Raw genomic sequence first — 24,299 nt, 5'->3', positions numbered from 1 at the left:
ATTGGCGCCCGGCCGGCTGGAGCTGGAAATCACCGAGGGCGTGCTGATCGAGGATTTCGATCGCGGCCTGGCGTTGCTGCGGCGCCTGAAGGCGCTCGGCGTGCGGGTTTCGATGGACGATTTCGGCAGCGGTTATTCCTCGTTGAGCTATTTGCAGGCGTTCCCGTTCGACAAGATCAAGATCGACCGCGCCTTCGTGATGAATCTCGGGCGCAATCCGCAATCTGCCTCGATCGTGCGCGCGGTGATCGGCCTCGGCCACGGCCTTGGAATGTCGATCGTCGCCGAGGGCGTCGAGACCCAGGAGCAGCTCGCTTTCCTCGCCGACGAGGGTTGCGACGCGGTGCAGGGCTATTTCCTCGGCAAGCCGGCGCCGATCGGACAGTACTTCGCGCTGGTCGGACGCTCCGATACGATGGAACTGACGCGCAAGATCGGTTAGCGCACGCCCTGACGTTTTTACCGAACGTGCCGTTATCGCGTCACCGGAAAACGCTATACGTGGCGCATGGCGGATTATGACCTTGCGATCATCGGCGGCGGTCTCAACGGCGTCAGCGTGGCGCGCGATGCCGCCGGTCGTGGCCTGCGCGTCGTCCTGCTCGAACAAGGCGACCTCGGCGCCGCCGCGTCCTCGGCGACCTCGCGGCTGATCCATGGCGATCTTGCGATGCTGGAACGCCGCGGCCTGCTGCGCGTCCGCCGTCAGCTTGCCGAGCGTGACGTCTGGCTGCGGATTGCGCCGCATCTGGTGCGTCCCTCGCGGTTCGTGATCCCCGCGCATTCCGACGAGCGTCCGTCCTGGCTGCTGCGGTCCTGGCTGTTGCTGTATGACCGGCTGGCGCCGCGGATGGATCTGCCGCCTTCCTTGACGGTTGACGTCACCCATCATCCGGTCGGCAACGCGCTGAAGCGGCCGTTCGGCACGGCGTTCGAATATTCCGACTGCGTGGTGGACGATTCGCGGCTGGTGATCGCCACTGCGCTCGATGCGGCCGAGCGGGGCGCCGACATCCGCACCGGCGCGCGCTGCGTCCGCGCCGACCGGCACGATTTCTGGCGGCTGGCGGTGATCGACCGCGGCCATCGCCGGGTGATCACGGCACGCGCCCTGGTCAATGCCAGCGGCGCCTGGACCGCCTCGGTGGCCGAGACCGTGCTGCGGATGCCGCCGCCACGGCTAAGGCTTGGCGCTATCAGGATGAGCCAGATCATCGTCCGGCGCCTGTTCGAGACCGACAACGTCTACGTCTTCCAGAACAGCGACCGCCGGCTGATCTTCGCCAGTCCCTACCAGCGCGATTTCACGCTGATCGGCACCGTCGCCCAGCCCTTCAGGGGCGATCCCGCCATCGTGGCGATGGCGGCCGGCGACGTGGCGTATCTGTGCGATGCCGCCAACCGCTATTTCCGCGAAAAGATCGACCCGTCCGATGTGATCCGGACGGTCTCCGGCGCCAACGCGGTGTTCGATCCCGCCAGCCGGTCAGCCGCGCGCGACGGCGCGATGATGTTCGACCGGCCGCGCGGCAAGGCGCCGCTGCTGACGATCTTTGGCGGCGATGTCACGACGTCGCGGCTGCGCGCCGAGCGGGCGGTCTCCCGCTTCACGCCGTTCTACCCGATGTCGCCGCGCTGGACCGCGAAAGCGGCGCTGCCCGGCGGCGATTTTGACTGGGCGAAATTCGAGGCGGAGGTCGACCGCGCGCAAGGGCGCTGGCGGTTCCTGACCGACGCCGAGGCGACGCGGCTGGTCGGGGCTTATGGAACGCGTATCGCGGATGTGCTGGGCGAAGCGAAAACCCGGGCCGAGCTCGGCCCGGCCTTTGGCCCGGAATTGACCGGAGCCGAGGTGCGCCACCTCATGACCAAGGAATGGGCGCGCTTCCCGGATGATGTGCTGTGGCGCCGTTCCAAGCTGGGCCTGACCATGCCGCCGGAAGGACGCGAGGCGTTGGCGGCATTCATGGCCGCACCGGGGTGAATTTTGCGGAATAGACCGCCGCTTGCTATGTTGATGGTCTGTGGGAAACAGCGGGCCTGAAAACAGGTGCGTCACAAAAAAACAATTCGGGAGGAGATCACCATGAATCGTCGCTCCATCGTCGGCGCCGGGCTGTTGTTGGCCGGGATTGCTGCATTTCCTTACGCGCATCGGGCGTCCGGCCAGACCGACGGCTGGGTTACGCTGTTCGACGGCAAGAACCTCGACAATTTCAACCAGATCGGCACCGCCGATTGGAAGATCGAGGACGGCGCCGCCGTGGCCGACAAGGGCAACGGCTTCCTGGTCACCAAAAACGCCTATGGCGATTTCCAGCTCAGGGCCGAATTCTGGATCGACGACGTCGCCAACAGCGGCATCTTCATTCGCTGCACCGATCCCGGCAAGGTCACCGGCTCGACCGCCTACGAGGTGAACATCTGGGATGCGCGTCCCGATCCGAGCTACGGTACCGGCGCCATCGTCAATGTCGCCAAGGTCGATCCGATGCCGAAGGCCGGCGGCAAATGGAACGTCTATGAGATCACGGCCAAGGGCCCGACCTTCACGGTGACGCTGAACGGACAAAAAACCGTCGACGCTGCCCAGGACGCCAAATTCGCAACCGGCCACATCGCCCTGCAGCACGGGCTCGGCCTCAAGGACGCCAACGGCGTCGAGAGCGACAAGGGCGTGGTCAAGTTCCGCAAAGTCGAGATCAAGCCGCTTTAGGGGCAGGGCGCTCTCAAGTCGTCCTGGCCTCCGCGTCGGGACGACGGTTGCGCTCTCGATTCAATTGTCAAACAGCCCCGTCATTGCGAGCGCAGCGAAGCAATCCATCGTGCAATGAAAAGAAGGAATGGATTGCTTCGCTGCGCTCGCAATGACGTTGAGACATAACTTCGCGATCTCGCCGCATGGTGTTGCGCGAGGTATTCCTTTATTCCCGCCCTCCAAATAGAGGGCGCAGGGAATGCCGGGCGGCCGATGCGCCCGATAGCCACGTGTGCAACGGGTAGTGGTAGAACGCACACGTGTTGTCAGGTCACACCGGAATCACCCGGCATTCCCCACGCAATGGTTTACGGCTTATTCCGTGATCTCCCCGGTGCTCGGGCTCTTTGGCCACCGTCACCGGCGCTCCTAAGCGCCAACTTGACACCAGCGTCGAGGTGCCAGGACCACACGGCTTCGCCGTCCGCCTCAAATGCCTTCGTCAAGAGCACCATCGGCGTCCACCGCATCCCGCCCCGCGTTTAGTGACGACCGCGAAACGCCCCTCATAGTGGGACGGGACGGGGAGCAATATAGGATAATCAGAAGATGCTGAAAAGCAGAAAATGGTCGATCGGCCTGCGACAAAATAACCCGACGGGCAAACCGGATTGAAATTACGGGAAGACCTAGTGACCCTGCCGCATTTGCAAATTGGGCCTAAATCGCGCCCTGATCCCGCAATCTCCTGAGATCCTCGCCGTTCAATCCGAGCAACTCCCCAAAAATTTCCTCGTTCTGCGCGCCCAACCCTCCGCCGAGCCATCGGATTTCGCCGGGCGTGGCCGAAAGTTTCGGCACCACGTCCGGAACAGCGATGGGGCCGATGCGCGAGTCCGTGAGCTTGATGTTGCCGCGGGCGCGATATTGCGGGTCTTCGAAGATGTCGGCGATGCTGTAGATGAGACTGGCCGGCACGCCGCCGGCCATGCAGCGCGCGAGGATGGTTTCGCAGTCTGATGATGCGACCCATGTTGCGACGATGGCGTTGACCTCGTCGCGCGCCGCAAGCCGCAGCGCTTGTGGGCCATAGCGCTCGGCCGAGGCCAGCTCCGGCTGCTGCATGGTATCGGCCAAGCGAACGAACATCTGGTCGCTGGTGCAGGCAATCGCGACCCACTTGCCGTCGCTAGTCTGGTAGTGGCTGTGCGGGCAGACGTTGACGGTGTCTGCGCCCATCCGCTCGCGCACATAACCGAATTTCTGGTAGGCTGGCGCGATCTCGTCGAGCACGCGAAACACCGACTCGTAGAGCGCGAGATCAACGCACTGCCCGACCCCCGTCGCGTCGCGCGCCTTCAGCGCGACGAGGGCGCCGATCGCGCCGTACATGCCGGACATGTAGTCGGCCAGCGAGGTAGAGCCTGGAACGACCGGCGGGCCGCCGGGCATGCCGGCGAGAAAAGTGAGGCCGGAGAAGGCGTGCGCGATCCGGGCAAAGCCGGGCTGGGTGCGCATCGGTCCGTCCTGGCCATAGGCTGAGATGCGCACAAGGATGGCGCCGGGATTGAGCTTTTTCAGCTCCTCATAGCCGAGACCCCATTTCTCCAGAGTGCCGGGACGGAAATTCTCGACGATGATGTCGCATTTGGCGGCGAGTTGCCGCAGCAGCTCGCGGCCGGCTTCGCTCGCCAGATTGAGCGTGACGCATTTCTTGTTGCGGGCTTCCGAGAGCCACACCAGCGTATCACCGCACTCGGTGTTGGTGCCGAGCCGGCGCAGCGAGTCGCCGGATTTCGGCGGCTCGACCTTGATCACTTCGGCGCCGAACTCGCCGAGGATGGTTGCGCAATGCGGCCCCGCGATGAAGGTGCCGAGATCGAGGACGCGAATTCCCTCAAGCGCGCTCATGACTTGCCCCCGATGCTGGCGGCGCGCGCGAGCAGCTTGTTGGCGAGCTTGACATGCATCAGATCGATCATGTCGCCGTTCCTGTCCTTGACCGCGCCGCGCCCGTCGCGTTCCGCCGCCGACATGGCGTCGATCACCTCGTTGGCCCAGGCGACTTGGCCAGCCGACGGGGTCAGCACCTCGTGGATGGTTTCGATCTGTGAGGGATGGATCGCCATCTTGCATCCGAAGCCGAGCGCGGCGGCGCGTTTGGTGGCGGCGCGCAAGCCGTCGGTGTCCCGGATCACCGAGAACGGCCCATCGATCGGGGCGAGACCGAAGGCGCGGCAGGCGTTGGCGATCCGTGCCGTTGCAAAATGCCAGAGATCGTTCCAGTGCCGCTCGCGCAGCCCGCTTCCGTCATCGTCGGTCAGCACCACGTAGTCGGGCGAGGGCGCGCCGACCGCGCCCTGAAAGCTGCCGAGGTCGAGCTGATAGTCGCCGCCGCCGAACACCAGCGCGCAGAGCCGGCCGCCGGCTTGCGCGATCGTCTCGGCATTGGCGACGCCGCGCGCCGTCTCGATCAATCCCATGATGCCGACCTCGCGCTGGCGCGGCGCCGATCGCTCGGCGGAACGGATCATCACCTCGACGGCATGGACATCGGCCGCCGATTCGCATTTCGGCAGCAGGATAAAGTCGAGCCGCGGACAGGCCTCGACCACCTCGATGATGTCGCGGCAGCCCCATGGGGTGTCAAAACCGTTGACCCGGACGGCGACGGCGCGCGACCCCCAATCGAGCTCGTTGAGCGCGGCGATGGCTTCGCCCCGCGCCTTCGGCTTGAGGGAAGCGACCACCGCGTCTTCGAGGTCAAGGAAGATCGCATCGGCCGGGCCTTGCGCGGCTTTCTCCATAAAGCGTGGCGAGGTGGCGGGGACGGCGAGCAGCGAGCGCCGCGAGGCAATGTTGGATTTCATGTGTATCTCATATGGGGGTTCCTGATGGCGAGTTCGGCGACCGATTTGCGGGTGGCGCCGTTGGCGCGGTGGCTCTGCGGCTCGATGCCGAGGATGGCGGAAATTTCGCGTGACAAAGCCGCCGTCTGCTCCGGATCGATGCCGGTCTCGATTCCGATTTCGGCGAGCATCGCCACCAGATCCTCGGTCGGGAAATTGCCGACGGAGCCGATCTTGCCCGGCATCGCGATCCCGCCGCCGATGCCGCAGATCGCGCCCTCCAGCCAGCCAGCGCCGGCATCGAGCGCGGCGAGGATGTTGGCGGTCGCCATGCCCGACAGATTGTGGATGTGAAACCCGAAGGCTGAATCCGGAAACTCTTCGCCAAGGCGCGAAAACAGGCGGTTGACGTGAGCGGGATCCTCCATGCCGAGCGAGCCCGCGAGATAGAAGCGGCGGATGCCGCCGTCGTGCAGGCGCCGAACCACGGCGATGACGTCGTCTTCTGGAATCAATCCCTCATAGGCGCACCAGAACGCCATGCCGAGCGCCATGACGAAGGGTATGTTGGCTGATTCCGCGATCCGGAATGATTGGAGATTCTGGGCGATCGCCTCGTCGATCGTCATGTTCTGGTTCTTGCGGGTATAGGTCGCGCTGATCGTGATCAGGCCGAGCATCTCGCCGACGCTGGCTGCAGCAGCACGCTCGGCGCCGCGGGCATTCGGCACCAGCGCCCGGTAGACCGTTCCCGGCCGGCGCCTGATCCGCGCAAACACTTCCTCCGCATCGCGCAGATGCGGAACGATTTTCGGATGCGCAAAACTCGAAACCTCGATGACGGGCAGGCCGAGGTCCGACAGGCGATCGACGATATCAACCTTGGTATCGGTGTCGATCCAGCGCGGAAAACTCTGCAGGCCGTCGCGCGGACCGACCTCAGTGACGGTGATCTTGTTCGGCAGGCTGAGCGTCATGATGTGGGCTCACAGACCTTCGAAGGTGGCGAAGTCGCTGATCGGCGCGCGCTCGGTGACGAGGGCATTGACCGGCGCATCCGGATCGATGTGGCCAAGCGCCATCCCGCAAACAATGATCTGGTTTTCCGGAATGTTCAGCTGCGACCGGATGATCCTGTGGAAGTCGGCAAACGCCGCCTGCGGACAAGTGTGCAGTCCGCGTCCGCGCGCCGCGATCATGACGGCGTCGAGGAAAATACCGAGATCGAGCCAGCTTCCGATCTCCAGATCCTCATCCAGCGTGAAGATCATGCCGACGGGGGCGCCGAAGAACTCGTAATTGCGCAACCGCGCAGCCTGCGTGCCCTCGAAATCGCCCTTGGCGACGCCGAGCAGGCTGTACATGTCCCAGCCGATCTTGCGGCGGCGGCCGAGAAACGGCTCGCGCCAGTTCACGGGATAGTAATTCCATTCGCGCTGATAGGGTTCAAAACCGTCGCGCGCCACCGCACCGAGGATCGCAGCTGTCAGCCGGTTCTTGGTCTCGCCGGCAATGACCCGGATACGCCATGGCTGGATGTTGCTGCCGCTCGCGCTGCGGCTGGCCACCGTCAGAAGCTCTTCGACGGTGGAACGCGCGATCGGCGTCGGCAGGAACGCCCGCACCGATTGGCGGCTCCTGATGGCGTCGTCGACCGCGGTTTTGGAGGGGCTGGAGGTTTCATGCATCGTTGAAACTCAGGGTTTTCATGCTTTCCGGAATTTCGCCCAGAAACAGCCGTTTGATGTCGTCGTTGGCCAGCAGATCTGGGGCGGGGCCTTCGCAGGCGACCTGTCCGAGATGCATCACATAACCGCGGTCGGAGATACCGAGGGCATGGGAGGCCTTCTGTTCGACCATCGCGATGGTCATTCCTTCAGCCCGCAGCGAGAACAGCTTCTCGAATACAATATCCACGAATTTGGGCGACAAGCCCAGCGACGGCTCATCCAGCATGAGGATGTCAGGGGTCGTCATCAGCGCCCGGCCGATCGCGAGCATCTGCTGCTCGCCGCCGCTCATGGTGTCGGCCTGCTGCTTCATCAGTGGTTTCAAAGCGGGAAACAGCTCCAGAACCCGCTGCAGGGCGGCCTCGATCGCAGCCCGGTTGCCGCCCAGAATGTGGGCGCCGATCATCAGATTGTCGCGCACCGACATTTCCGGCACCACGATGCGGCCCTGCGGGACATAGGCGATGCCGCGGTGAACCCGCCGGTCGGCGGGCTCTCTGGTGATGTCGGTGCCGCGCACCCGGATGCTTCCGTTCCAGGCGCGCAGCAGCCCGGATGCGACCTTGATCGCGGTCGATTTGCCGGCGCCGTTGGAGCCGATGATGGTCGTGATGAGCCCCTTCGGGAAGACCATGCTGATGCGGCGGATCACCGGGACATCGCCGTAGCCCGACGTGATCTCACAAAGTTCGAGCGGTGGAATGTCAGCGGTCATCATCGCCTCAGCGCTTGTCCCATGCGGGAATCGGCAGTTTCGGCTCGGCGGTCTTGAATTCCTCGGGCCAGATCACCTCGCGCTTGCCGTTCTGGATCTGGACCAGCAGGCCGCGAACGCCGATCTGCATATAGGTCGCGGGATCGACCTCGTGCTTGCCCATCACGGTACCCATCTTGAGCGTGGTGAGAACGTCGCGCACTTTTTCGATGTCGATCGAGCCGGCTTGCTTGACGGCGGCTTCCAGGACGGTGCCGGCGACGAAACCGAACGCGGCATAATAGCCGGGATCGCCGTTGTATTTCTCGCGATAGGTTTTTACGAATTCCTTGTTGCCTTCGCTGGGCAGCGAAGGCTCGTACAAGGACATGCCGAGCGCATATTCGGCATCCTGGCCGGCGGCCGCAATGAAATCCTGCTGCGAGACACCGTTGGCGATGAACAGCTTTGGCATGTAGTTCATCGAATGAAACTGGCGAACCGTCTCGATCGCCTCGCTCGGATAGAGCAATCCGATCCACAGGTCAGGCTGCAGTTGCTGGCCCTTGGCGATCTGCGAGGAGAAGTCCGCAGTCCCCGCCGGGAAATATTCGTCCATCACGACCTTGACGTCGCGCCCGTTCAAGGACTCCTTGATCGCCTTGCTGATGTCGCGCGCCGCGGCATAGTCCCTTGAGACCAGCGCGATGCTCTTGACGTGATATTTTTCGACCATGGGGATGACGCCGTCGGCGTAGGACGAAATGCGCGCGGCAGTCTGGAACACATATTTGAAACCGCGCTGCTGGATCGCTTCGGCCGCGCCGCCGCCGTTGATCATCAGCATCTTGTGCTTCTCCGCGACCGCCGATCCCGTGGCCGCGGTCGCCGACCCCAGCGAGGAGATCACGAAGTCGACCTTGTCGCCGGTGATCAGCTTCTCGTAGAGGCGGGCGGCGGTGGCGGGATCGGAACGGTCGTCATAGACCACGAACTCGACCGGCCGGCCGGCCAATCCGCCGCGCGCATTGGCCTGCTCGCGCCAGAGGTCGAGCCCCCTAAAATAGGGCGCCGCGGAGTCCGCGAGATTGCCGGTCTGGGAGAGCGCCACGCCGATACGCACCGGATCGGCAGCGTGGGCGGCCAAAGGCAGCGTGAGTGCGGCGAGGGCCGTCGCCGCCGCCAGTAAAAGTCTTTTTGTCATGTTTACCTCCCTATGGACTGCCGATGGTCCTCTTTCAGAAATAGGCTTGCAGCACTTTCGCGTCGTTGCGAACGGTCTCGGTATCGCCGCGCGCGATCAGGCGCCCCTCGGCAAGGACGTAGACGAGATCGCATTCCTTCAGCACGATGCGCATCTCGTGATCGATGAAGAAAACCGTGATGCCCCTGATACAGAGCGCCTTGAGGTGATCGACGATGCGGTTCTGCAGCCGCGGATTGACGCCGGCGAAGGGCTCGTCCAGCAGCATGATTTTCGGCTGCAGCATCAGCGCGCGGGCGATCTCGACGAGCTTGCGCTGTCCATAGGACAATTCGGCGCCCCAGCGGTCGGCGATATCAGTGATTTCGAGAAACTCCAACAGTTCGAGCGCGAGCGCAATCGCCGCGCGGTCGTCCCTGCCGCGCGCGACCGCGATGAGGTTTTCCAAAACCGTCATTTCCGCAAACAGCCGGCTGATCTGGAAGGTGCGCGCCACGCCCAGGCCGCAGATCTGCGCGGCCGAGGCGGACGTGATATTCCGCCCCTCGATCAGCACGCGGCCCTGGTCCGGCCGCAGCGTACCGGCGATGATGTTGAACAGCGTCGATTTGCCGGAACCGTTGGGGCCGATCACGCCGGTGATCGAACCGCGCGCAACCTCGATGCTGACGGAATCCAGCGCCACGCGGCCGGCGAAGCGCTTTGAAACATTCTCGACGGCAAGGATGGTGTCGGTCATGACGCGTGCCCCTGACGCGCGGCCATCCGGCGGAACAGCGGTCGCCCGATCGCGAGCCATCCGGTTTTCATGCCGAGATTGACGATGCCGCGCGGCATGTACAATACCGCGAGCAGGATGATGACGCCGACGGAAGCCAGATAGATTTGCGGATAATTCGCCCACAGCACTTCATTGACGACGGAAAGCACGACGGCGCCGCACAGTGGACCGAGCACGGTCCCCATGCCGCCGAGCAGCACCATCGCAATGGTCGTGAGCTCGATGTTCGAGGCGAACGCCGTCGGCGGATCGATGAAGCCGAGATAGACCGCATACAGCGCGCCCATCGCGGCCGGCGCGATCGCGGACGCAACGAGGGTGCCGATCTTGAGCCGCGTGGTCGGGATGCCCAGCGACTCGGCGGCGCTCTCGTCCTCGCGGATCGCCAGCAGTTTCAGGCCGAGGCGGGAGTTGTCGAGCTTCCAGGTAGCGAGCAGCATGATCGCGGCCACCACTGCGGCGACGTAATAAAGCGGCCTGAGATCGTTGATCGGTTTCAGGTAGATGCCGGTGCCGCCCTGGGTGATGGAGTCGAATCCCAGGGCGAATGCCTCCAGCACCCGCGCCAGGCCGAACATGCCGATGGCGAAAAAAGGTCCCTTGAGGCGCAGCATCGCAGCTCCGAGCGGAATTGCGGTCACCGCGCCGGCAAAGCCGGCGACCACAGCGGCGAGATACCAGGGCACGTTCCAGTGAAAGATCAGCAGCGACCCGACATAGGCGCCGATGCCGAAAAAGCTGACCTGCCCGAAATGGGTGTAGCCGGCATAGCCGCCGATCAGGTTCCAGGAATAGGCGAGCACCAGGAAGATCAGCAGCTGAATCGAAAACGAAACCGCATAGTCCGATCCGACCAACGGCAGCAGCAGCGCGACGATGCCGGCTACGGCGGCAATGCCGAGCGGGTTGATGCCTTTCATGCGCGAATCCCAGCGCCCAATAGCCCGCGCGGACGAATCAACAGCACCGCCAGCATCAGCAGGAAAAGGAAGGCCGAGCCGATCACGGCGCCGGCCAAATAGCTGCCGACGACCTCGATGACGCCGAGCAGAAGTGCCGCGAGAATAGCGCCGGGATAGCTGCCCATTCCGCCGACGATGATGACGGCAAACGCCTTGATGATGAAGCGCGAGCCGAGTTGCGGGTCGATCGCGAAGGCGGGGGCGACCAGCACGCCTGCCAGCCCCGCCATTCCGGTTCCCAGCGCAAACGTCGCAAGCCGCACCTTCTCGATGGCGATGCCGGAGATGCTCGCAAGCTCCGGCGCCTGCGACACCGAGCGCACGGCGCGCCCGAACCGGGTGAACTCGAGCAGCCACCAGACCGCGAAACTGACGGCGAGCGCGCAGGCAAACGACACCAGCCGCGAGATCGAGACGTTTACTCCGAGCAGGCGTACCGAACCGGAGAGAACGCCGGGCAGGCCGCTATAGCCGCCGCCCCAGATCAGGATTGCGACATTGACGAGGATCGTCGACAGCGCATAGGTCGCCAGCAGCGACATGATCATCGGCGCGCCCTCGATGCGCCGCAGGATCACGACATGGATCAGTGCGCCGAACGCGGCGCAACCGATCGGCACCACGACGACCGCAACCCAGAACGGCAGCTTGAAGCCGACCGCGATCGACACCGTCGACAGTGCCGCGATCGCCAGAATGTCGCCATGGGCAAAGTTGATGACGCGCATCACGCCGAAAATCAAATTCAGCCCGCACGCCATCAGCGCGTAGACCCCGCCGAGCAGAATGCCGCCGATCACGAGCTCAGCGACCGGCATCGGCGAACCTTGTTTCGGGCCGCGCCGCGTCGCGCCATGGGGAAGACGATCGAAGATGTCCGCGGCGGGCGCCCACCATAACTCCTCCCGGGAGCAGGATTGATTTTGTCCAGACAACTACTGAGGACTTTACTTGCCGTCAAGGCCTGCGTTATAGACACCTTCGGACGACAACGCAAAAGTTGTCCGTACAACTCGGAGGATTTCCGCGATGACGCAGGCGTTGCGCAATGCGCCCTTGGACGCGGAGGACGAAACCCAGATCCTGGATACGATCGAGCGTTGGGTGGCGCGCGAGCTGAAGCCGATCGTGCGCGAATACGATCACGAGGATCGCTATCCGCATCATGTCGTCGAGCAGATGAAGGAGCTCGGCCTGTTCGGCGCGACGATTTCGCCGGAGTTCGGCGGGCTCGGACTGTCGTCCTCGACCTACGCCAAGATCGTCATGAGCATCTCGTCGGTCTGGATGTCGATCACCGGGATCATCAATTCACATCTGATGCTGGCGTTGGCGATCGAGAAATTCGGCACGCCGCAGCAGAAGGTGCAATGGCTGCCCAAGATCGCCTCCGGCGAGATCCGCGGCGGACTCGCCCTGACCGAGCCCGATGCCGGCACCGACCTGCAGGGCATCCGCATGACCGCCAAGCGCGACGGCGATCACTACGTCATCAACGGCACCAAGACCTGGATCACCAACGGCGCGGAGGGCTCCTGCTTTGCGATGCTGGTCAAGACCAATCCGAACGCCCAGCCGCGCTATACCGGGATGAGCCTGTTCATCGCGCCGAAGCAGGAAGGCTTTTCGGTCGGCCGCAAGCTGCCGAAGCTCGGTTACAAGTCGATCGATACCGCGGAGCTGTCGTTCGACGATTATCGGCTGCCGGCCGATCACCTGATCGGCGGCGTCGAGGGGCAGGGTTTTTTCCAGGCCACCGGCGGACTGGAACTCGGCCGCATCAACGTCGCCTCGCGCGGCGTCGGCATCGCCGAAGGCGCGCTGAAGCTCGCGCTGGATTACGCCCAGGTCAGGAAGACGTTCGGCAAGCCGATCTGCGAGCACCAGGCGATCCAGTTGAAGCTCGGCGAGATGGCGACCCGTGCCCGCGCCGCGCGGCTCTTGACGCTCGACGCAGCTCAGGCCTTCGACCGCGGCGAGCGCTGCGACATGGAAGCCGGCATGGCCAAATATTTCGCCAGCGAAGCGGCGCTCGAGAATGCCATCGAAGGCATGCGGATCCACGGCGCCTACGGCTATTCGAAGGAGTATGACATCGAGCGGCTGTATCGCGACGCGCCCTTGACCTGCATCGGCGAGGGCACCAACGAAATGCAGCGCATCATCATCTCCAAGCAATTGATCAAAAGGAATTCTGCGGCATGAAGCCACTGCAGGGCGTTCGCATCGTCTCGGTCGAGCAGTTCGGCGCAGCGCCGTACGGCACCATGCTGCTGGCCGATCTCGGAGCGGAGGTCATCAAGATCGAAAACGCCGCCATCGGCGGCGATCCCTCGCGCAAGACCGGGCCCTATACGCTGGGACCGAACGACAGCGAATATTTCCAGGCGTTCAACATCAACAAGAAGAGCGTCGCGGTCGATCTGCGCAACGAGGAGGGCAAGGCCGCGCTGCGGAAGCTCGTTTCGGGGGCGGACGCGCTGGTCAACAATCTCCGCGGCGACCTGCCGGCGAAGATGGGCCTCGACTACGAGACCCTTGCGAGCGTCAACCCGGCCTTGGTCTGCGTCCACGTGTCGGCCTACGGCCGTGACAACGAGCGTGCCTCGTGGCCGGGCTACGATTATCTGATGCAGGCGGAGTCCGGCCTGATGCACCTGACCGGCGAACCTGACGGGCCGCCGTCGCGCCTCGGCGCGCCCTCGATCATCGATCACACCACGGGATTGACGGCGGCGGTCGGACTATTGTCGGCGATCATCCAGGCGAGGGCGACCGGCAGGGGCTGCGACGTCGACACCTGCCTGCTCGACGTGGCGCTGCACCAGCTCGGCTATGTCGCCACCTGGTATCTCAACGAGGGCCACGTTTCGACGCGGCAGCCGCGCAGCGCACATTATTCCGTCGCCCCGGTGCAGACCTTTCCGGCGTCGGATGGCTGGCTGTTCATCATGTGCATGACCGACAAGTTCTGGGGCGAATTGATCGGGGCCATCGGCCGCAGCGAACTTGCGTCCGATCCGCGTTTCCTCACCCCGGCGCTCCGCCAAGCCAACCGCGATGTCCTGACCGAAATCATTGATTCCGAGATGCGCCGACAATCCACCGCCTACTGGCTCGACAGACTGAACGGCGTGCTGCCGATCGCGCCGGTGCTGGATCTGGCGCAGGCGCTCGACAGCCCGTTCCTGCAAACCACCGGGATGATAAATGTCATCCCGCACCCCGCCAAAGCTGACATGCGCGTGCTTGCCAATCCGATCAAGATCAACGGCGAGCGGCTGAGCCAGGCGCCTTGCGCTCCTTTCGGCGCCGATACCGCAGCCTATGTCGGCGAGTTGCGCGCCACGGAGCGCGCCGGTTCGCCATGAAACTGGAGGGCATACGCGTCATCGACCTCTCGGTGTTCCTGCCGGGACCCTATTTGACGCTGGCGATGGCCGATCACGGCGCCGAGGTGATCAAGATCGAGCCGCCGGGCGAGGGCGATCCTAGCCGTCACATCGGCCTTTCCGATGGGCCGAGCACCGTGTTCTTCCGCAATCTCAATCGCGGCAAGAAAAGCGTCGTCCTCGATCTGAAGGATTTTGATCAGCGCGAGGCGCTGTTGTCGCTGTGCGATGACGCCGACGTCTTCGTGGAATCGTTCCGGCCGGGCGCGGTCGATCGCCTCGGCGTCGGCTATGCGACCCTGCAAGCGCGCAACCCGCGCATCGTCTATTGCTCGATCAGCGCGTTCGGCCAGGACAGCGAATGGCGCGGCCGCCCGGCGCACGATCTCGCCCTCGAAGCCGAGAGCGGACTGCTCGGCATGACGCTCGGCGGCGATGGCCGGCCGGCGATGCCCGGCATTCCCGCAGCCGACATGCTGGCTGGATTGCAGGGCCTGTCGGGCGTCCTGATGGCGCTATTGCGCCGCGAGCAGACGGGCAAAGGCGATTTCATCGACATCAGCATGCATGATGTGACGGTCGGCGGAATGCTCAACATCCTCGGGCCGACCTTTGCCGAAGATCGCCAGCCGATCGCAGCCCATGAACGCACCACCGGCGGGGCGGCGTTTTACCGTGCCTATGAAACACAGGACGGCCGCCATCTCGTCCTCGCCGGACAGGAGCCGAAATTCATCCACAATCTGCTAGGCGCGTTCGGCCGCCCCGAACTCGCCGAATTATGCCTGCGCGGACCCGGACCGCATCAGCAACCGGTGATGGATTTCCTTGCGGCCGAATTCCGCAAGCGGCCGCTCGCAGAGTGGCACCTCTATCTGGCGACGCTCGATGTCTGTTACGGCCGGGTCAACACGCTGCCCGAGGCCTTCGCGCATCCGAATCTCGTGGCGCGCGGCATGGTCCGCCGCGACGAAACCAATCGGCGTCACGTCGGGCCACCGATCCGCTTCCGTGACGAGCCGGCGCAGCCGGTGCTGCGCGAGCCCGCTTTGGGCGAGCACACGGCGCTCGTTCTCGGCAAATCTGCTTCAACTTCGGAGTGAGGCGATGCAAAGCCACGAACAAATCGGTCCACAGCGCTACCGCGAAAGCTTCGGCCGGTATTATGACGACTTCGTCATCGGCGACGTCTACGAACACCGCCCGGGCCGCACCATTACCGAGAGCGACAACACCTGGTTCACGCTGCTGACCATGAACACCCATCCGCTGCACTTCGACAAGGCTTATGCGGCGAAGTCGGAGTTCAAGCGCCCGATCGTCAATAGCTGCCTGACGCTGTCGATGGTGGTCGGCATGAGCGTCAGCGACATCAGCCAGAAAGCGATCGGCAATCTCGGCTGGAACGACATTAAGCTGACCGCGCCGGTGTTCGTCGGAGACACCATCTACGCCGAATCCGAGGTGCTGGCGAAACGTGAATCCGCTTCACGTCCCGGACAAGGCCTCGTCACCGTGCGTACCATTGGCAAGAAGGCCGACGGCACGCAGTTCATGAGTTTCGAACGTACCGCGTTGATCGCCAAGAGAGGCCATGGCATCGAAGATTGACACCAAGGCGCGCCGCGCAAGCCCGCCGAAAGGCGGGCCGATTTCGCGCGCGCGGACCGGCGTCAACACAGGCGATCCGCTCTATCTCCAGCTGGTGCATGCGTTGAAGGAGGAGATCGTCAGCGGAGTTCACCCCGTGGGGTCGCAGCTTCCAACCGAAGAGGAACTGTGCGCGCGGTTCTCCGTCAGCCGCTACACCGTGCGGGAAGCGCTGCGGCGGCTGCGCGAGGACAATCTGGTCGCCTCGCGGCAGGGCGCGGGGACGGTCGTGGTGGCTCCGCGCCCCTCCGACTCCTTCGTTCACGAAGTGATGTCGATCAACGATCTCGTGGCCTTCGCCACCGGCGTGCGCTTTGCGATCGACATCATTGAAATGGTGGTTGCCGACGACAAGCTGGCGTCGCGAATCGGCGTCGCCAGCGGCGAAGAGTGGCTTTCGGTGCGCGGCTTTCGGCATACCGAAGGCAGCGAGCTTCCGGTCTGCTGGACCGAGGTCTACATCAACCGGGAATTTGCTGCGGTGGGCCGGCTGTTGCAGCGCCATACCGGACCGATCTTTCATCTGATCGAGGATCTGTTCGGCCAGAGCATCGTCGAGGTGCATCAGGAAATCGCCGCTGCGCTTGTTTCGCCGGAGCTGGCGCGTGGCCTCAAGGTCAAGGCCGGCGCCTCGGCGCTCGAGGTGCAGCGCACCTATAAATTGGCGACCGGCAAGATCGCGCAGGTCGCCATCAACACCCATCCGGCCGCCCGCTTCCGTCATGCAATGACGATGCGGCGGGTGAAGGGATGATGCCGCGCATTCCCAGGGTTTTGCTGCGAGGGGTCGACGAGCGAATTTGGTTTTTCCTATCGGCGGCTTCGGCCAAACCGAGTTAGTGGCCGACCGCGGCTTCGTCTACGTTGGGTATGGCGGCGCAGCGGCGATCTCGATTGATCGCCGGTCCAATCTGCGGAATTTGCCGAACAACCAAGAGGCGGCGATGGCTGACAAGGTCTTTGCGGGAACGGTCGTGCTTCCCGACCGGATCATCGACAACGGTTATGTGCTGGTCGGCGATGGCAAGGTGCAGTCCGTTGGATCGGGCAACTTGCCGGATGGCGAAAGATACGGCGGTCCGGGGTTTTTCGTCCTGCCCGGCGCGATCGATGCCCAGGTGCACAGCCGCAGCCAGCTTGGCCAGGAGGATTTCGTGTGGTCGACGCGCAGCGCCGCGGCGGGCGGCGTTACGACCATTGTCGACATGCCTTATGACGATAACAGCCTGATCGCGACGGCCGAGCGTTTCCGCACCAAGGTCAGGGAAGCCGGCGCGCAGGCGCGCGTCGATTTTGCGCTTTATGCGACGATCGATCCCGATGAAGGGGCAACGCGAGTCGATGAATTGGTCGATGCCGGCGCCGCTGCCTTCAAATTCTCGACCTTTGGCACGCATCCGAAAAGGTTTCCGCGGATTCCGCCGCACACGCTCTACGCCAGCTTTTGCTCGGTCGGAAAACGAGGCTTGATCGCCGGTATCCATAATGAGAACGACGAAATGGTCCGCGCCTACATCGCGGATGTCGAGGCGAGCGGCATTACCGACTATACCGCGCACGGCCTTTCGCGGCCGCCGATCACCGAGGCGCTGGCAACGGCGGAAGTGTTCGAACTGGGCGCGGGGGCCGGTTGTCCCGTACACATCGTCCACTGCTCGATCGGCCGGGGATATGAATTGGCTGCCGCCTACCGGGCGCAGGGGCATGGGGCCACCATCGAGGCCTGCGTTCACTATCTCACGCTCGATGAAGAGAACGATGTCCGGCGTCTGGGCGGCAAGGCCAAGATCAACCCGCCGCTGCGGCCGCGCCGCGAGGTGGAAGCGTTATGGCATCATCTGGCGGCGGGCAATGTCACGATCGTGTCGACCGACCATGTAAGCTGGTCGGAGGATCGCAAGACCGACCCGAACATGCTCAAGAACGCATCGGGAATCCCGGGTCTTGAAGCCCTGTACGGCCTGCTCCTGAAAGGTCTCGACCAACGCAAGCTCTCTTTGACGCATGCCGCGCGCCTGCTGGCTCATAACCCCGCCGGCTTGTTCCGGATTACCCACGCCAAGGGCGCGCTGGAGGTCGGCCGCGATGCGGACATTGTGCTGATGCGCCGCGATCCCTATCGCTACAGCGCGGCCGCCAGTGGAAACAATTTTGTCTCCTGGAGTCCGTATGACGGCATCGAATTGCCATTCCGCGCGGTCGAGACCTACCTACGGGGCGATTGCGTCGCAGCCGACGGCCGGGTGCTGTCCGAACCGGGACAGGGCCGTTTCGTCAGTCCGCGCCGCGCCCACTAGGTCAGCCATCGAATCAAGCATCGAATGAAGACCAACCTTCCGCTCGACGCCGATCGCCTCTGGGCTGACGTGATGGCGCTTGCCGACATCACCGATCCGGCCAGGCCGTATACAAGGCGCTCGTTCACCGCGTTGTTTCTGGAAGGCCGCGCCTGGCTGGCGCGGCGTTTTGCTGAAGCGGGACTGATGACCCGGATCGATGCGGCCGGCAATCTGATCGGCCGGATCGAGGGCACCGACCCCGCGCTCGGCGTCATCGCCATCGGATCGCACAGCGATACCGTGCCATCGGGCGGGCGCTTCGACGGCATCGCCGGTGTCGCGGCGGGGCTCGAGATCGTTCGCGCACTGCGTGACGCCGGCATGCGGCTTGCCCATACCATCGAGATCGTCGACTTTCTTGCCGAAGAGCCCAGCGAGTACGGCCTTTCATGTGTCGGGAGCCGCGGCATGACCGGCGCGCTCGATGAAAGCATGCTCGCGCTCACCGAGTCGGGTGGCGAAACATTGCGCGACGCTCTGCGCCGTGTTGGCGGCACCCCCGACGAACTTGATCGGGCCAAGCGCGACGATGTGCGGGCCTTTCTCGAGCTGCACATCGAGCAGGGCATTGTGCTGGAATCCCGATCGCTCGATGTCGGGATCGTCACCTCCATCGTCGGTATCCGCCGGATCGAGATCGTGTTCGAGGGCGAGGCGGACCATGCGGGCACCACGCCGATGAGCCTGCGGCGTGACGCCCTCGTTGCCGCGGCCGACACGGTCAAATCGATACGCCGGATCGCCGAACGGCTGGCCGCCGAAGGTCCGGATTATTTCGTCGCCACCGTCGGCATTCTGGCGGTCGATCCTTCGGCATCGAACATCGTGCCCGGACGTTGCCGGCTGATTGTCGACATCAGGACCACCGATCCCGTGCTGACGGCGCGTTTCGCCGACGCCATCGATCGCGAAAGCACGGCGCATGCTCATGCCGCGCGAGTGGCGCGCGCGTCGTTCAGGACATTGTCGGATGGTCCTCCGGTGGCCTGCGACGCTGGTCTGCGCGACGCGTTGCGACTGGGCGCGCGCGATCTCGGTCTTGGACAAATGGATCTGCCAAGCGGCGCCGGTCACGATGCGGCGTTCATGAGCCGCATTTGTCCGTCCGCCATGGTGTTCGTGCCCTGTCTCAAGGGCAAGAGCCACACCCCCAAGGAATGGGCGGACCGCGAAGCGATCGCGGCCGGAGCGGCGGTCATCTACCAGGCGGTGAAGACGCTCGATCGGTCGTTGCCGCAAATCCGGAGCCAGGGAGCGTCGTGAGGGAATTTTCGAAAGCGGCGATCATCCGGCATCGCGCGGCTCGGACAGTCTGCGGCGCAGTGAATTGACCAGGCCGCGTTCGGATTCACTTAAAGTACGCTCGCCGGAATAGATCACGAACAGGCGCCGTGAAATCATCGGTTCAATAATGGGATGGGCGGAAAGATCGCCGCCGGCGATCTCACGTTCCACCGCCGAGGCCGGAAGCACGGTACAGACCGGCAAGCGGCGCAGGATTGCGACCGCCATCGGCAGCGCATCGATCTCTATATCAGGCCGCAGCCTGATATGATGCTGTTCGGCCGCGGCGTCGAGCAACTGCCGTAATCCGAAGCGGTTGGTCGGCAGCGCCAGCTTCAGGCGCGCCAGATCGGCAAGCGTCACCGGCCCCGGGGGCAGCATTTTGTGGCGGCTATCGACGATGGCCGCCAATCGTTCCGACGAACCCAGCGGCAGCCGCGGCATTCGCGGCAGAACGGTTTCGACGATCGCAACTCCGACCAGGCCGCGTATCACCCAGTCCTGCAGCGTCGCGTTCGGCGCTTCCTGGATCACGAGTTTCAGCGTGGGAAAGCGCGCCTGGACATCGAGCATGGCCTCGGTGATCCGGTTGACGAGGAAACCGTGCTGGTTGACCGAAGGCAGAATGCCGATCGCGATCTTTCGGCTCTGCGGGGGCACCGCGCCGGCGTCGCCGGTGGAAAGCCGCCGAAAGCCCGATTCAATCAGTTTTGCGACGTCGTCGAACCGCTCGCCCTTGCCGGTCGGGATCATGCCGTCGCCATGCCGCTCGAACAGCGCGCCTCCCAGGGATGCTTCCAGCTTGTGGATTTGTTCGCTGAGCGCGGGTTGGCTGATATTGGCGCCACGCGCCGCGGCGGATACGCGCCGAAGCCGCTGCACCAGGCTGAAGTAGTGAATTTGCCGCAGGCTGATCAGGGGCGGTTCGAGCGGTATCAGGGTCTTCTCTGCCAGCGCGTGTTTCAGGAGCCGAATGAACAGTTTCGTCACGGCGTCCGGCCTGGCCGCGCGAGCGATGAATTTCGTCGTCAGTGGCCTGTCGGGCGCGACCACCGCGACGTTGAGCAGTCCGAGCCGCGGCGAGACCAGGCTCTCCGGCACGAACAACGCGGCATCAGCGTAATCTTCCATCGTCCTCGGCAGGTCGCCGGGATGATCATTGAGAAACCGCACGCCGGTCATGCCGTGCTGACCGAGATAGCGTTCGGCCTGCGCGATCAGAAGCGGCGCCAGCAGCGGTACCACCAGGCGGCCCGCCGCCAGATCGGCCGCCGCGGGATAGTTGCGGGTGCCGGCCGGCAACCGGCACGCGAATACCCATCTGTCCGACAGCAGCGTCGCGGCCCCTCTCGATGCTTGCGCACCACTGGAGCCCAGCGCGACGGTCATGCGGCTGGATTCGCCACCAGCCCAATCCTCTGCCAGGCCGCCGATATGCGGCAGATCCTTTTCATCGCGCCAAACGGGATCGACAAGGACGTCCGGCCGCTCGGCCGCCATTTGCTCGACGGCCCGCCGAAGCGCCCCGCTGATTCCGCCGATGGTGAAGCTGAGGCCGATCTCGACGGTCAGCCGTTTCAGTCTGGCTTTGGCCGGGGCCGCGACCCACCGGCGCGCGAAGAATTCGGCCATCAGCAGGGGATCGGCGCCACGCATCAGCACGCGCGCCGCCTCGGTCGGGTAAAGGCTGTTGTTGATGCGCCGGAACAACGACAGGCCCAGGTCGCGTTCGAGCGCCTTCATGGCCGTGCTGAGCGTCGATACCGCGATGCCGAGATCGACGGCAGCATGGGCAAAGCTGACCGACCGGCATGCCGTCACGAAATAGCCCAGGGTACGAAGTTCGACCATCGGATCCTAAAAAAGCGTCGCGCCAGCATAGTCGCTGCCTTGACCGGCGTCATCACGTCTTCGCTTTTACCTATATCCCGCTTCGCTCCAGGCGGACATGGACCGTGCCGCAATGGCCGATATGATCCAAAGGCTATCTTTCGTTTTCGGCTGGGGTCGTCCGACGCCCGGACGTGTTTGCGAGGTCAGGCTGACGTGCACGCGAAGGACGCCATCAATCGGCAAGCGACGCACTCCCAGTCGATGCGCGCCTTCATGGCTGTCCTGCGAGAGGCGGGCGAACTCGTCTCGATCTCGCAGTCGGTCGGGCTGGATTACGAAGTAGCCGGCTGTCTCGCGCAGATCGACGGCGGCGCCGCATTGCATTTTGCCAATGTCGCGGGCGCTTCCGGCCCGGCGCCGATGCCGATCGTGGGCAATCTGCTCAATTCGCTGCCGCGGTTTGCAAGCGGATTGGGCGTCGCGGTCGAAGAGATGCAGGCTTGCCTGCTTGCCGCGATCGACCGGCCTTTGCCGCATCGCCTGGTGTCGTCGGCGCCCTGTCAGGAAGCGATCATTCCGGACCCATCGCTGGCCGACGAGTTGCCGATACCGCGCTTTTTCGAAAAGGAGGGCGGTCCCTATATCACGGCTGGCGCGATCGTCGCGTGCGACCGGCTCAGCGGTCACACCAACCTGTCGATCGCGCGCCTGATGCCGCTTGGTGGGAACCGGGCCTTCGTCGGCATCGCGCCCAACCACCATCTTGCGGTATTGGCGCGGGCGGCTCACGCGCGCGGGGAAAAACTTGATATCGCGGTCTGCGTCGGAAATCATCCGGCGGTCCTGGTGGCGGCGTGTCTTTATCTCGGCCTCGGCGACGACGAGCTTCCGATCGCCGGGGCGCTGCTGGGCGAGCCGCTCGAGGTCGTCCCCTGCGCATCGGGTCTATTGGTGCCGGCGCATTGCGAATGCGTGCTTGAGGGCACACTCGATGCCGGCGAACCTTTCATGGAGGGGCCGGTCAGCGAGTTCCACGGCATGTATGAAAATTACGGCGCCGGTATCGTCGCGACGTTTTCCCGGCTGACCCGGCGCCACGATGCCATCTTCCAGGTGATCCTGCCGGGCTATCATCCCGAGCATTGCCTGCTCGGCGGTGTCGCGATCGCGGCGGGTCTGTTGCGCGCGATCCGCCCGGCGGTGCCCTCGGTACACCGAGTGGCTGTCGGTGTCGGCGGCGCCGGCCGGTTGCATGCCGTGGTCGCGCTGCGCGCGCCGCGCCCGGGTGAGGCGCGCAAGGCGATGTTCGCCGTCTGGGCAGCGGTCAATCTGATCAAGCAGGTCACCATCGTCGATGACGATATCGATCCCTGGGATAGTATCGCCGTCGAATGGGCGCAGGCCACGCGCAGCAAACCGGAGCGTGATTTGGTCATTGTGCCAGGGGTTCGCGCCGATCGTTCGGAGCCGCTGGAGCGGGACGGCACCATCGGCAAGCTCGGCATCGATGCCACGCGCAAGCCGGCAGACCGGCCGGACTGGGATCTGGCGCACCCGCCGCAACCGGCGCTGGCGCGTGCGCAGGAAATATTGCGCGAAAACCGGCTTCTATAGAGACGACGAGACACTGCCCCTTTCAATGGAGAAGGCCATGTTGAAGCAGACCCCACGGGCGAAGGCGATGAACGGGACGCTGTCGCTGGGTTTCGCAGCCGTCCTGATGCTCGGTCTCACCACGCTGAACCCGGCGAACGCCCAGATCAAAATCGGTTTCCAGGCGCCGCTGACCGGCCCCTCGGCGACCGACGGCAAGTCCGCGCAGATCGCGGCAACGATGGCGGTTGAGGATATCAACGCCGCCGGCGGCGTGCTCGGCCAGAAGATCGAACTGGTCAGCTATGACGACCAGGCCAAGTCCGACCAGGCGATCTTCACAGCCAACAAGCTGATCGGCGAAGACGGCGTCAAGCTGGTGGTCAACGGCAGCTATTCGGCGTCGGGCCGCGCGGCGGCACCGGTGTTCCAGAAAGCCGGTGTCGTCATGATCTCGGCCTACGGCGTGCATCCCGATATTACCAAGGCCGGCGACTACATGTTCCGCTTGGTCCATCTCGGACCGCCGCAGGGCGCGGCAACTGCGCTTTACATCGGCAAGACGCTCGGAATCAAAAAGGTGTCCACGATCACGATGGACAATGACTACGGGCAGGCGACGATGGACGGCTTCCTCGAAGCCGCCCCCAAATACGGCATCGAGGTTCTCAACAAATACTCTTATTCGCTCAAGGACCGCCAGTTCGGTTCGATCGTCGCCAGCGTGAAGCGCGACAATCCCGACGCGGTCTACGCCACAGGCTATTTCTTCACCGGTGGTCCGCTGGTCGCGCAGCTTCGCGCCGCCGGCATTACCGTGCCGATCATCGGTTCCCAGGCGTTCGATTCCGAGAAGTTTGTCGAAATCGCCGGGCCGGCCGCCGAAGGCACCTACATCATGGACAGCTTCGACCGCGACCGGAAGGACGAAACCCTGCAAAAGTTCTTTGCCGAATTCAAGACCCGCGCCGGCTATTCGCCGGAAGGCGTCGCAGCCGTCACCTATTCGGCGGTAAAACTCATGGCCGATGGCATCAAGCGCGCCAACAGCGCCGATCCGGCCAAGGTACGGGACGCGCTTGCGGCCACCAAGGACTTCCCGATGCTCGAAGGCAATCTCAATGGCTTTAACAGCCTGCACGAGATCCTGATGCCGATCAGCGTCAACGTGATCAAGGATGGCAAGTTCACGCCGGCAGGCGTGATCAACGATCTCACCGCGTTCGCGCCTCCCGAGAAATAGCGGGGATGCGGGTGCCGATGGCAGTAACGGCTTCCGCTCCCGGCGGC

General features: G+C 64.0%; 22 protein-coding genes. 12 read left to right on the top strand and 10 right to left on the bottom strand.

The window, feature by feature from the left end:
• The 3 genes from VK804_RS26035 to VK804_RS26025 form a co-directional block, all read left to right on the top strand.
• The coding region (locus VK804_RS26035) for an EAL domain-containing protein (protein ID WP_325375570.1) at window positions 1-442 on the top strand (442 nt) is incomplete at its 5' end.
• A gap of 66 nt (window positions 443-508) precedes the next feature.
• Window positions 509-1,984, top strand: a complete 1,476-nt coding sequence (locus tag VK804_RS26030) for a glycerol-3-phosphate dehydrogenase (protein WP_325375568.1) — start codon at window positions 509-511, stop codon at window positions 1,982-1,984.
• A 102-nt stretch (window positions 1,985-2,086) separates the two neighbouring features.
• The gene (locus tag VK804_RS26025; RefSeq protein ID WP_325375566.1) at window positions 2,087-2,716 is read left to right on the top strand and encodes a DUF1080 domain-containing protein; all 630 of its coding nucleotides are present in this window, start codon (window positions 2,087-2,089) and stop codon (window positions 2,714-2,716) included.
• 702 nt (window positions 2,717-3,418) lie between these two features.
• On the opposite strand, the gene VK804_RS26020 is transcribed toward VK804_RS26025, so the two are convergent.
• From VK804_RS26020 to VK804_RS25980, 9 genes are read right to left on the bottom strand one after another with little or no spacing between them, the layout of a single operon-like run.
• Complete coding sequence (locus tag VK804_RS26020) at window positions 3,419-4,609, bottom strand: CoA transferase (RefSeq protein ID WP_325375564.1); 1,191 nt, start codon at window positions 4,607-4,609, stop codon at window positions 3,419-3,421.
• Window positions 4,606-5,568 (bottom strand): CoA ester lyase, encoded by a 963-nt coding sequence (locus tag VK804_RS26015; RefSeq protein WP_325375562.1) that lies wholly within the window; start codon window positions 5,566-5,568, stop codon window positions 4,606-4,608. Before VK804_RS26015 ends, VK804_RS26020 begins: the two co-directional genes overlap by 4 nt.
• Entirely contained in the window at window positions 5,565-6,524 is a 960-nt protein-coding gene (locus tag VK804_RS26010) for a hydroxymethylglutaryl-CoA lyase (protein WP_325375560.1), read from the bottom strand. The genes VK804_RS26015 and VK804_RS26010 overlap by 4 nt, the downstream gene beginning before the upstream one ends.
• 9 nt (window positions 6,525-6,533) lie before the next feature.
• Window positions 6,534-7,235, bottom strand: coding sequence for a nitroreductase (locus tag VK804_RS26005; RefSeq protein WP_325375558.1), 702 nt, complete (start codon window positions 7,233-7,235; stop codon window positions 6,534-6,536).
• Entirely contained in the window at window positions 7,228-7,992 is a 765-nt protein-coding gene (locus VK804_RS26000) for an ABC transporter ATP-binding protein (protein WP_325375556.1), read from the bottom strand. The genes VK804_RS26005 and VK804_RS26000 overlap by 8 nt, the downstream gene beginning before the upstream one ends.
• 7 nt (window positions 7,993-7,999) lie before the next feature.
• Window positions 8,000-9,175 carry an amino acid ABC transporter substrate-binding protein gene (locus VK804_RS25995; RefSeq protein WP_325375554.1) on the bottom strand — a complete coding sequence of 392 codons (1,176 nt, stop codon included), beginning with the start codon at window positions 9,173-9,175 and terminating at the stop codon, window positions 8,000-8,002.
• A gap of 34 nt (window positions 9,176-9,209) precedes the next feature.
• The gene (locus tag VK804_RS25990; protein ID WP_325375552.1) at window positions 9,210-9,914 is read right to left on the bottom strand and encodes an ABC transporter ATP-binding protein; all 705 of its coding nucleotides are present in this window, start codon (window positions 9,912-9,914) and stop codon (window positions 9,210-9,212) included.
• Window positions 9,911-10,876 carry a branched-chain amino acid ABC transporter permease gene (locus tag VK804_RS25985; RefSeq protein ID WP_325375550.1) on the bottom strand — a complete coding sequence of 322 codons (966 nt, stop codon included), beginning with the start codon at window positions 10,874-10,876 and terminating at the stop codon, window positions 9,911-9,913. Before VK804_RS25985 ends, VK804_RS25990 begins: the two co-directional genes overlap by 4 nt.
• A complete protein-coding gene (locus VK804_RS25980) occupies window positions 10,873-11,736 on the bottom strand; it encodes a branched-chain amino acid ABC transporter permease (protein ID WP_325375549.1) in 864 nt (287 codons plus the stop codon). Before VK804_RS25980 ends, VK804_RS25985 begins: the two co-directional genes overlap by 4 nt.
• Window positions 11,737-11,947: 211 nt before the next feature.
• Between VK804_RS25980 and VK804_RS25975 the strand changes: the two genes are divergently transcribed.
• From VK804_RS25975 to VK804_RS25945, 7 genes are all read left to right on the top strand, one after another.
• On the top strand, window positions 11,948-13,123 hold the full coding sequence (locus tag VK804_RS25975; RefSeq protein WP_325375547.1) for an acyl-CoA dehydrogenase family protein: 1,176 nt from the start codon (window positions 11,948-11,950) through the stop codon (window positions 13,121-13,123).
• Entirely contained in the window at window positions 13,120-14,289 is a 1,170-nt protein-coding gene (locus VK804_RS25970; protein ID WP_325375545.1) for a CoA transferase, read from the top strand. Before VK804_RS25975 ends, VK804_RS25970 begins: the two co-directional genes overlap by 4 nt.
• On the top strand, window positions 14,286-15,413 hold the full coding sequence (locus tag VK804_RS25965) for a CoA transferase (RefSeq protein WP_325375543.1): 1,128 nt from the start codon (window positions 14,286-14,288) through the stop codon (window positions 15,411-15,413). Before VK804_RS25970 ends, VK804_RS25965 begins: the two co-directional genes overlap by 4 nt.
• A gap of 4 nt (window positions 15,414-15,417) precedes the next feature.
• Window positions 15,418-15,921, top strand: coding sequence for a MaoC family dehydratase (locus tag VK804_RS25960; RefSeq protein ID WP_325375542.1), 504 nt, complete (start codon window positions 15,418-15,420; stop codon window positions 15,919-15,921).
• A complete protein-coding gene (locus VK804_RS25955; protein ID WP_325375541.1) occupies window positions 15,905-16,714 on the top strand; it encodes a GntR family transcriptional regulator in 810 nt (269 codons plus the stop codon). The genes VK804_RS25960 and VK804_RS25955 overlap by 17 nt, the downstream gene beginning before the upstream one ends.
• 190 nt (window positions 16,715-16,904) lie before the next feature.
• Window positions 16,905-18,257 carry a dihydroorotase family protein gene (locus VK804_RS25950; RefSeq protein ID WP_325375539.1) on the top strand — a complete coding sequence of 451 codons (1,353 nt, stop codon included), beginning with the start codon at window positions 16,905-16,907 and terminating at the stop codon, window positions 18,255-18,257.
• Window positions 18,258-18,281: 24 nt separating this feature from the next.
• The gene (locus VK804_RS25945) at window positions 18,282-19,562 is read left to right on the top strand and encodes a Zn-dependent hydrolase (RefSeq protein ID WP_325375537.1); all 1,281 of its coding nucleotides are present in this window, start codon (window positions 18,282-18,284) and stop codon (window positions 19,560-19,562) included.
• Window positions 19,563-19,583: 21 nt separating this feature from the next.
• Here the strand turns inward: VK804_RS25945 and VK804_RS25940 are convergent, their stop codons facing one another.
• Window positions 19,584-21,434, bottom strand: a complete 1,851-nt coding sequence (locus VK804_RS25940) for a LysR family transcriptional regulator (RefSeq protein WP_325375535.1) — start codon at window positions 21,432-21,434, stop codon at window positions 19,584-19,586.
• Between the two features lie 255 nt (window positions 21,435-21,689).
• Here VK804_RS25940 and VK804_RS25935 point away from each other — a divergent pair, with 255 nt between their 5' ends.
• Together VK804_RS25935 and VK804_RS25930 are read left to right on the top strand one after the other, a co-directional pair.
• Complete coding sequence (locus VK804_RS25935; protein ID WP_325375533.1) at window positions 21,690-23,030, top strand: UbiD family decarboxylase; 1,341 nt, start codon at window positions 21,690-21,692, stop codon at window positions 23,028-23,030.
• Between the two features lie 37 nt (window positions 23,031-23,067).
• On the top strand, window positions 23,068-24,252 hold the full coding sequence (locus VK804_RS25930; RefSeq protein ID WP_325375532.1) for an ABC transporter substrate-binding protein: 1,185 nt from the start codon (window positions 23,068-23,070) through the stop codon (window positions 24,250-24,252).
• Window positions 24,253-24,299 lie beyond the last annotated feature (47 nt).

Origin of the sequence: Bradyrhizobium sp. (assembly GCF_035484855.1) — a bacterium.
GTDB lineage: Bacteria > Pseudomonadota > Alphaproteobacteria > Rhizobiales > Xanthobacteraceae > Bradyrhizobium.
Note: the sequence above shows the minus strand (reverse complement) of the source record. Positions and strands in the feature narration are given on the sequence as shown.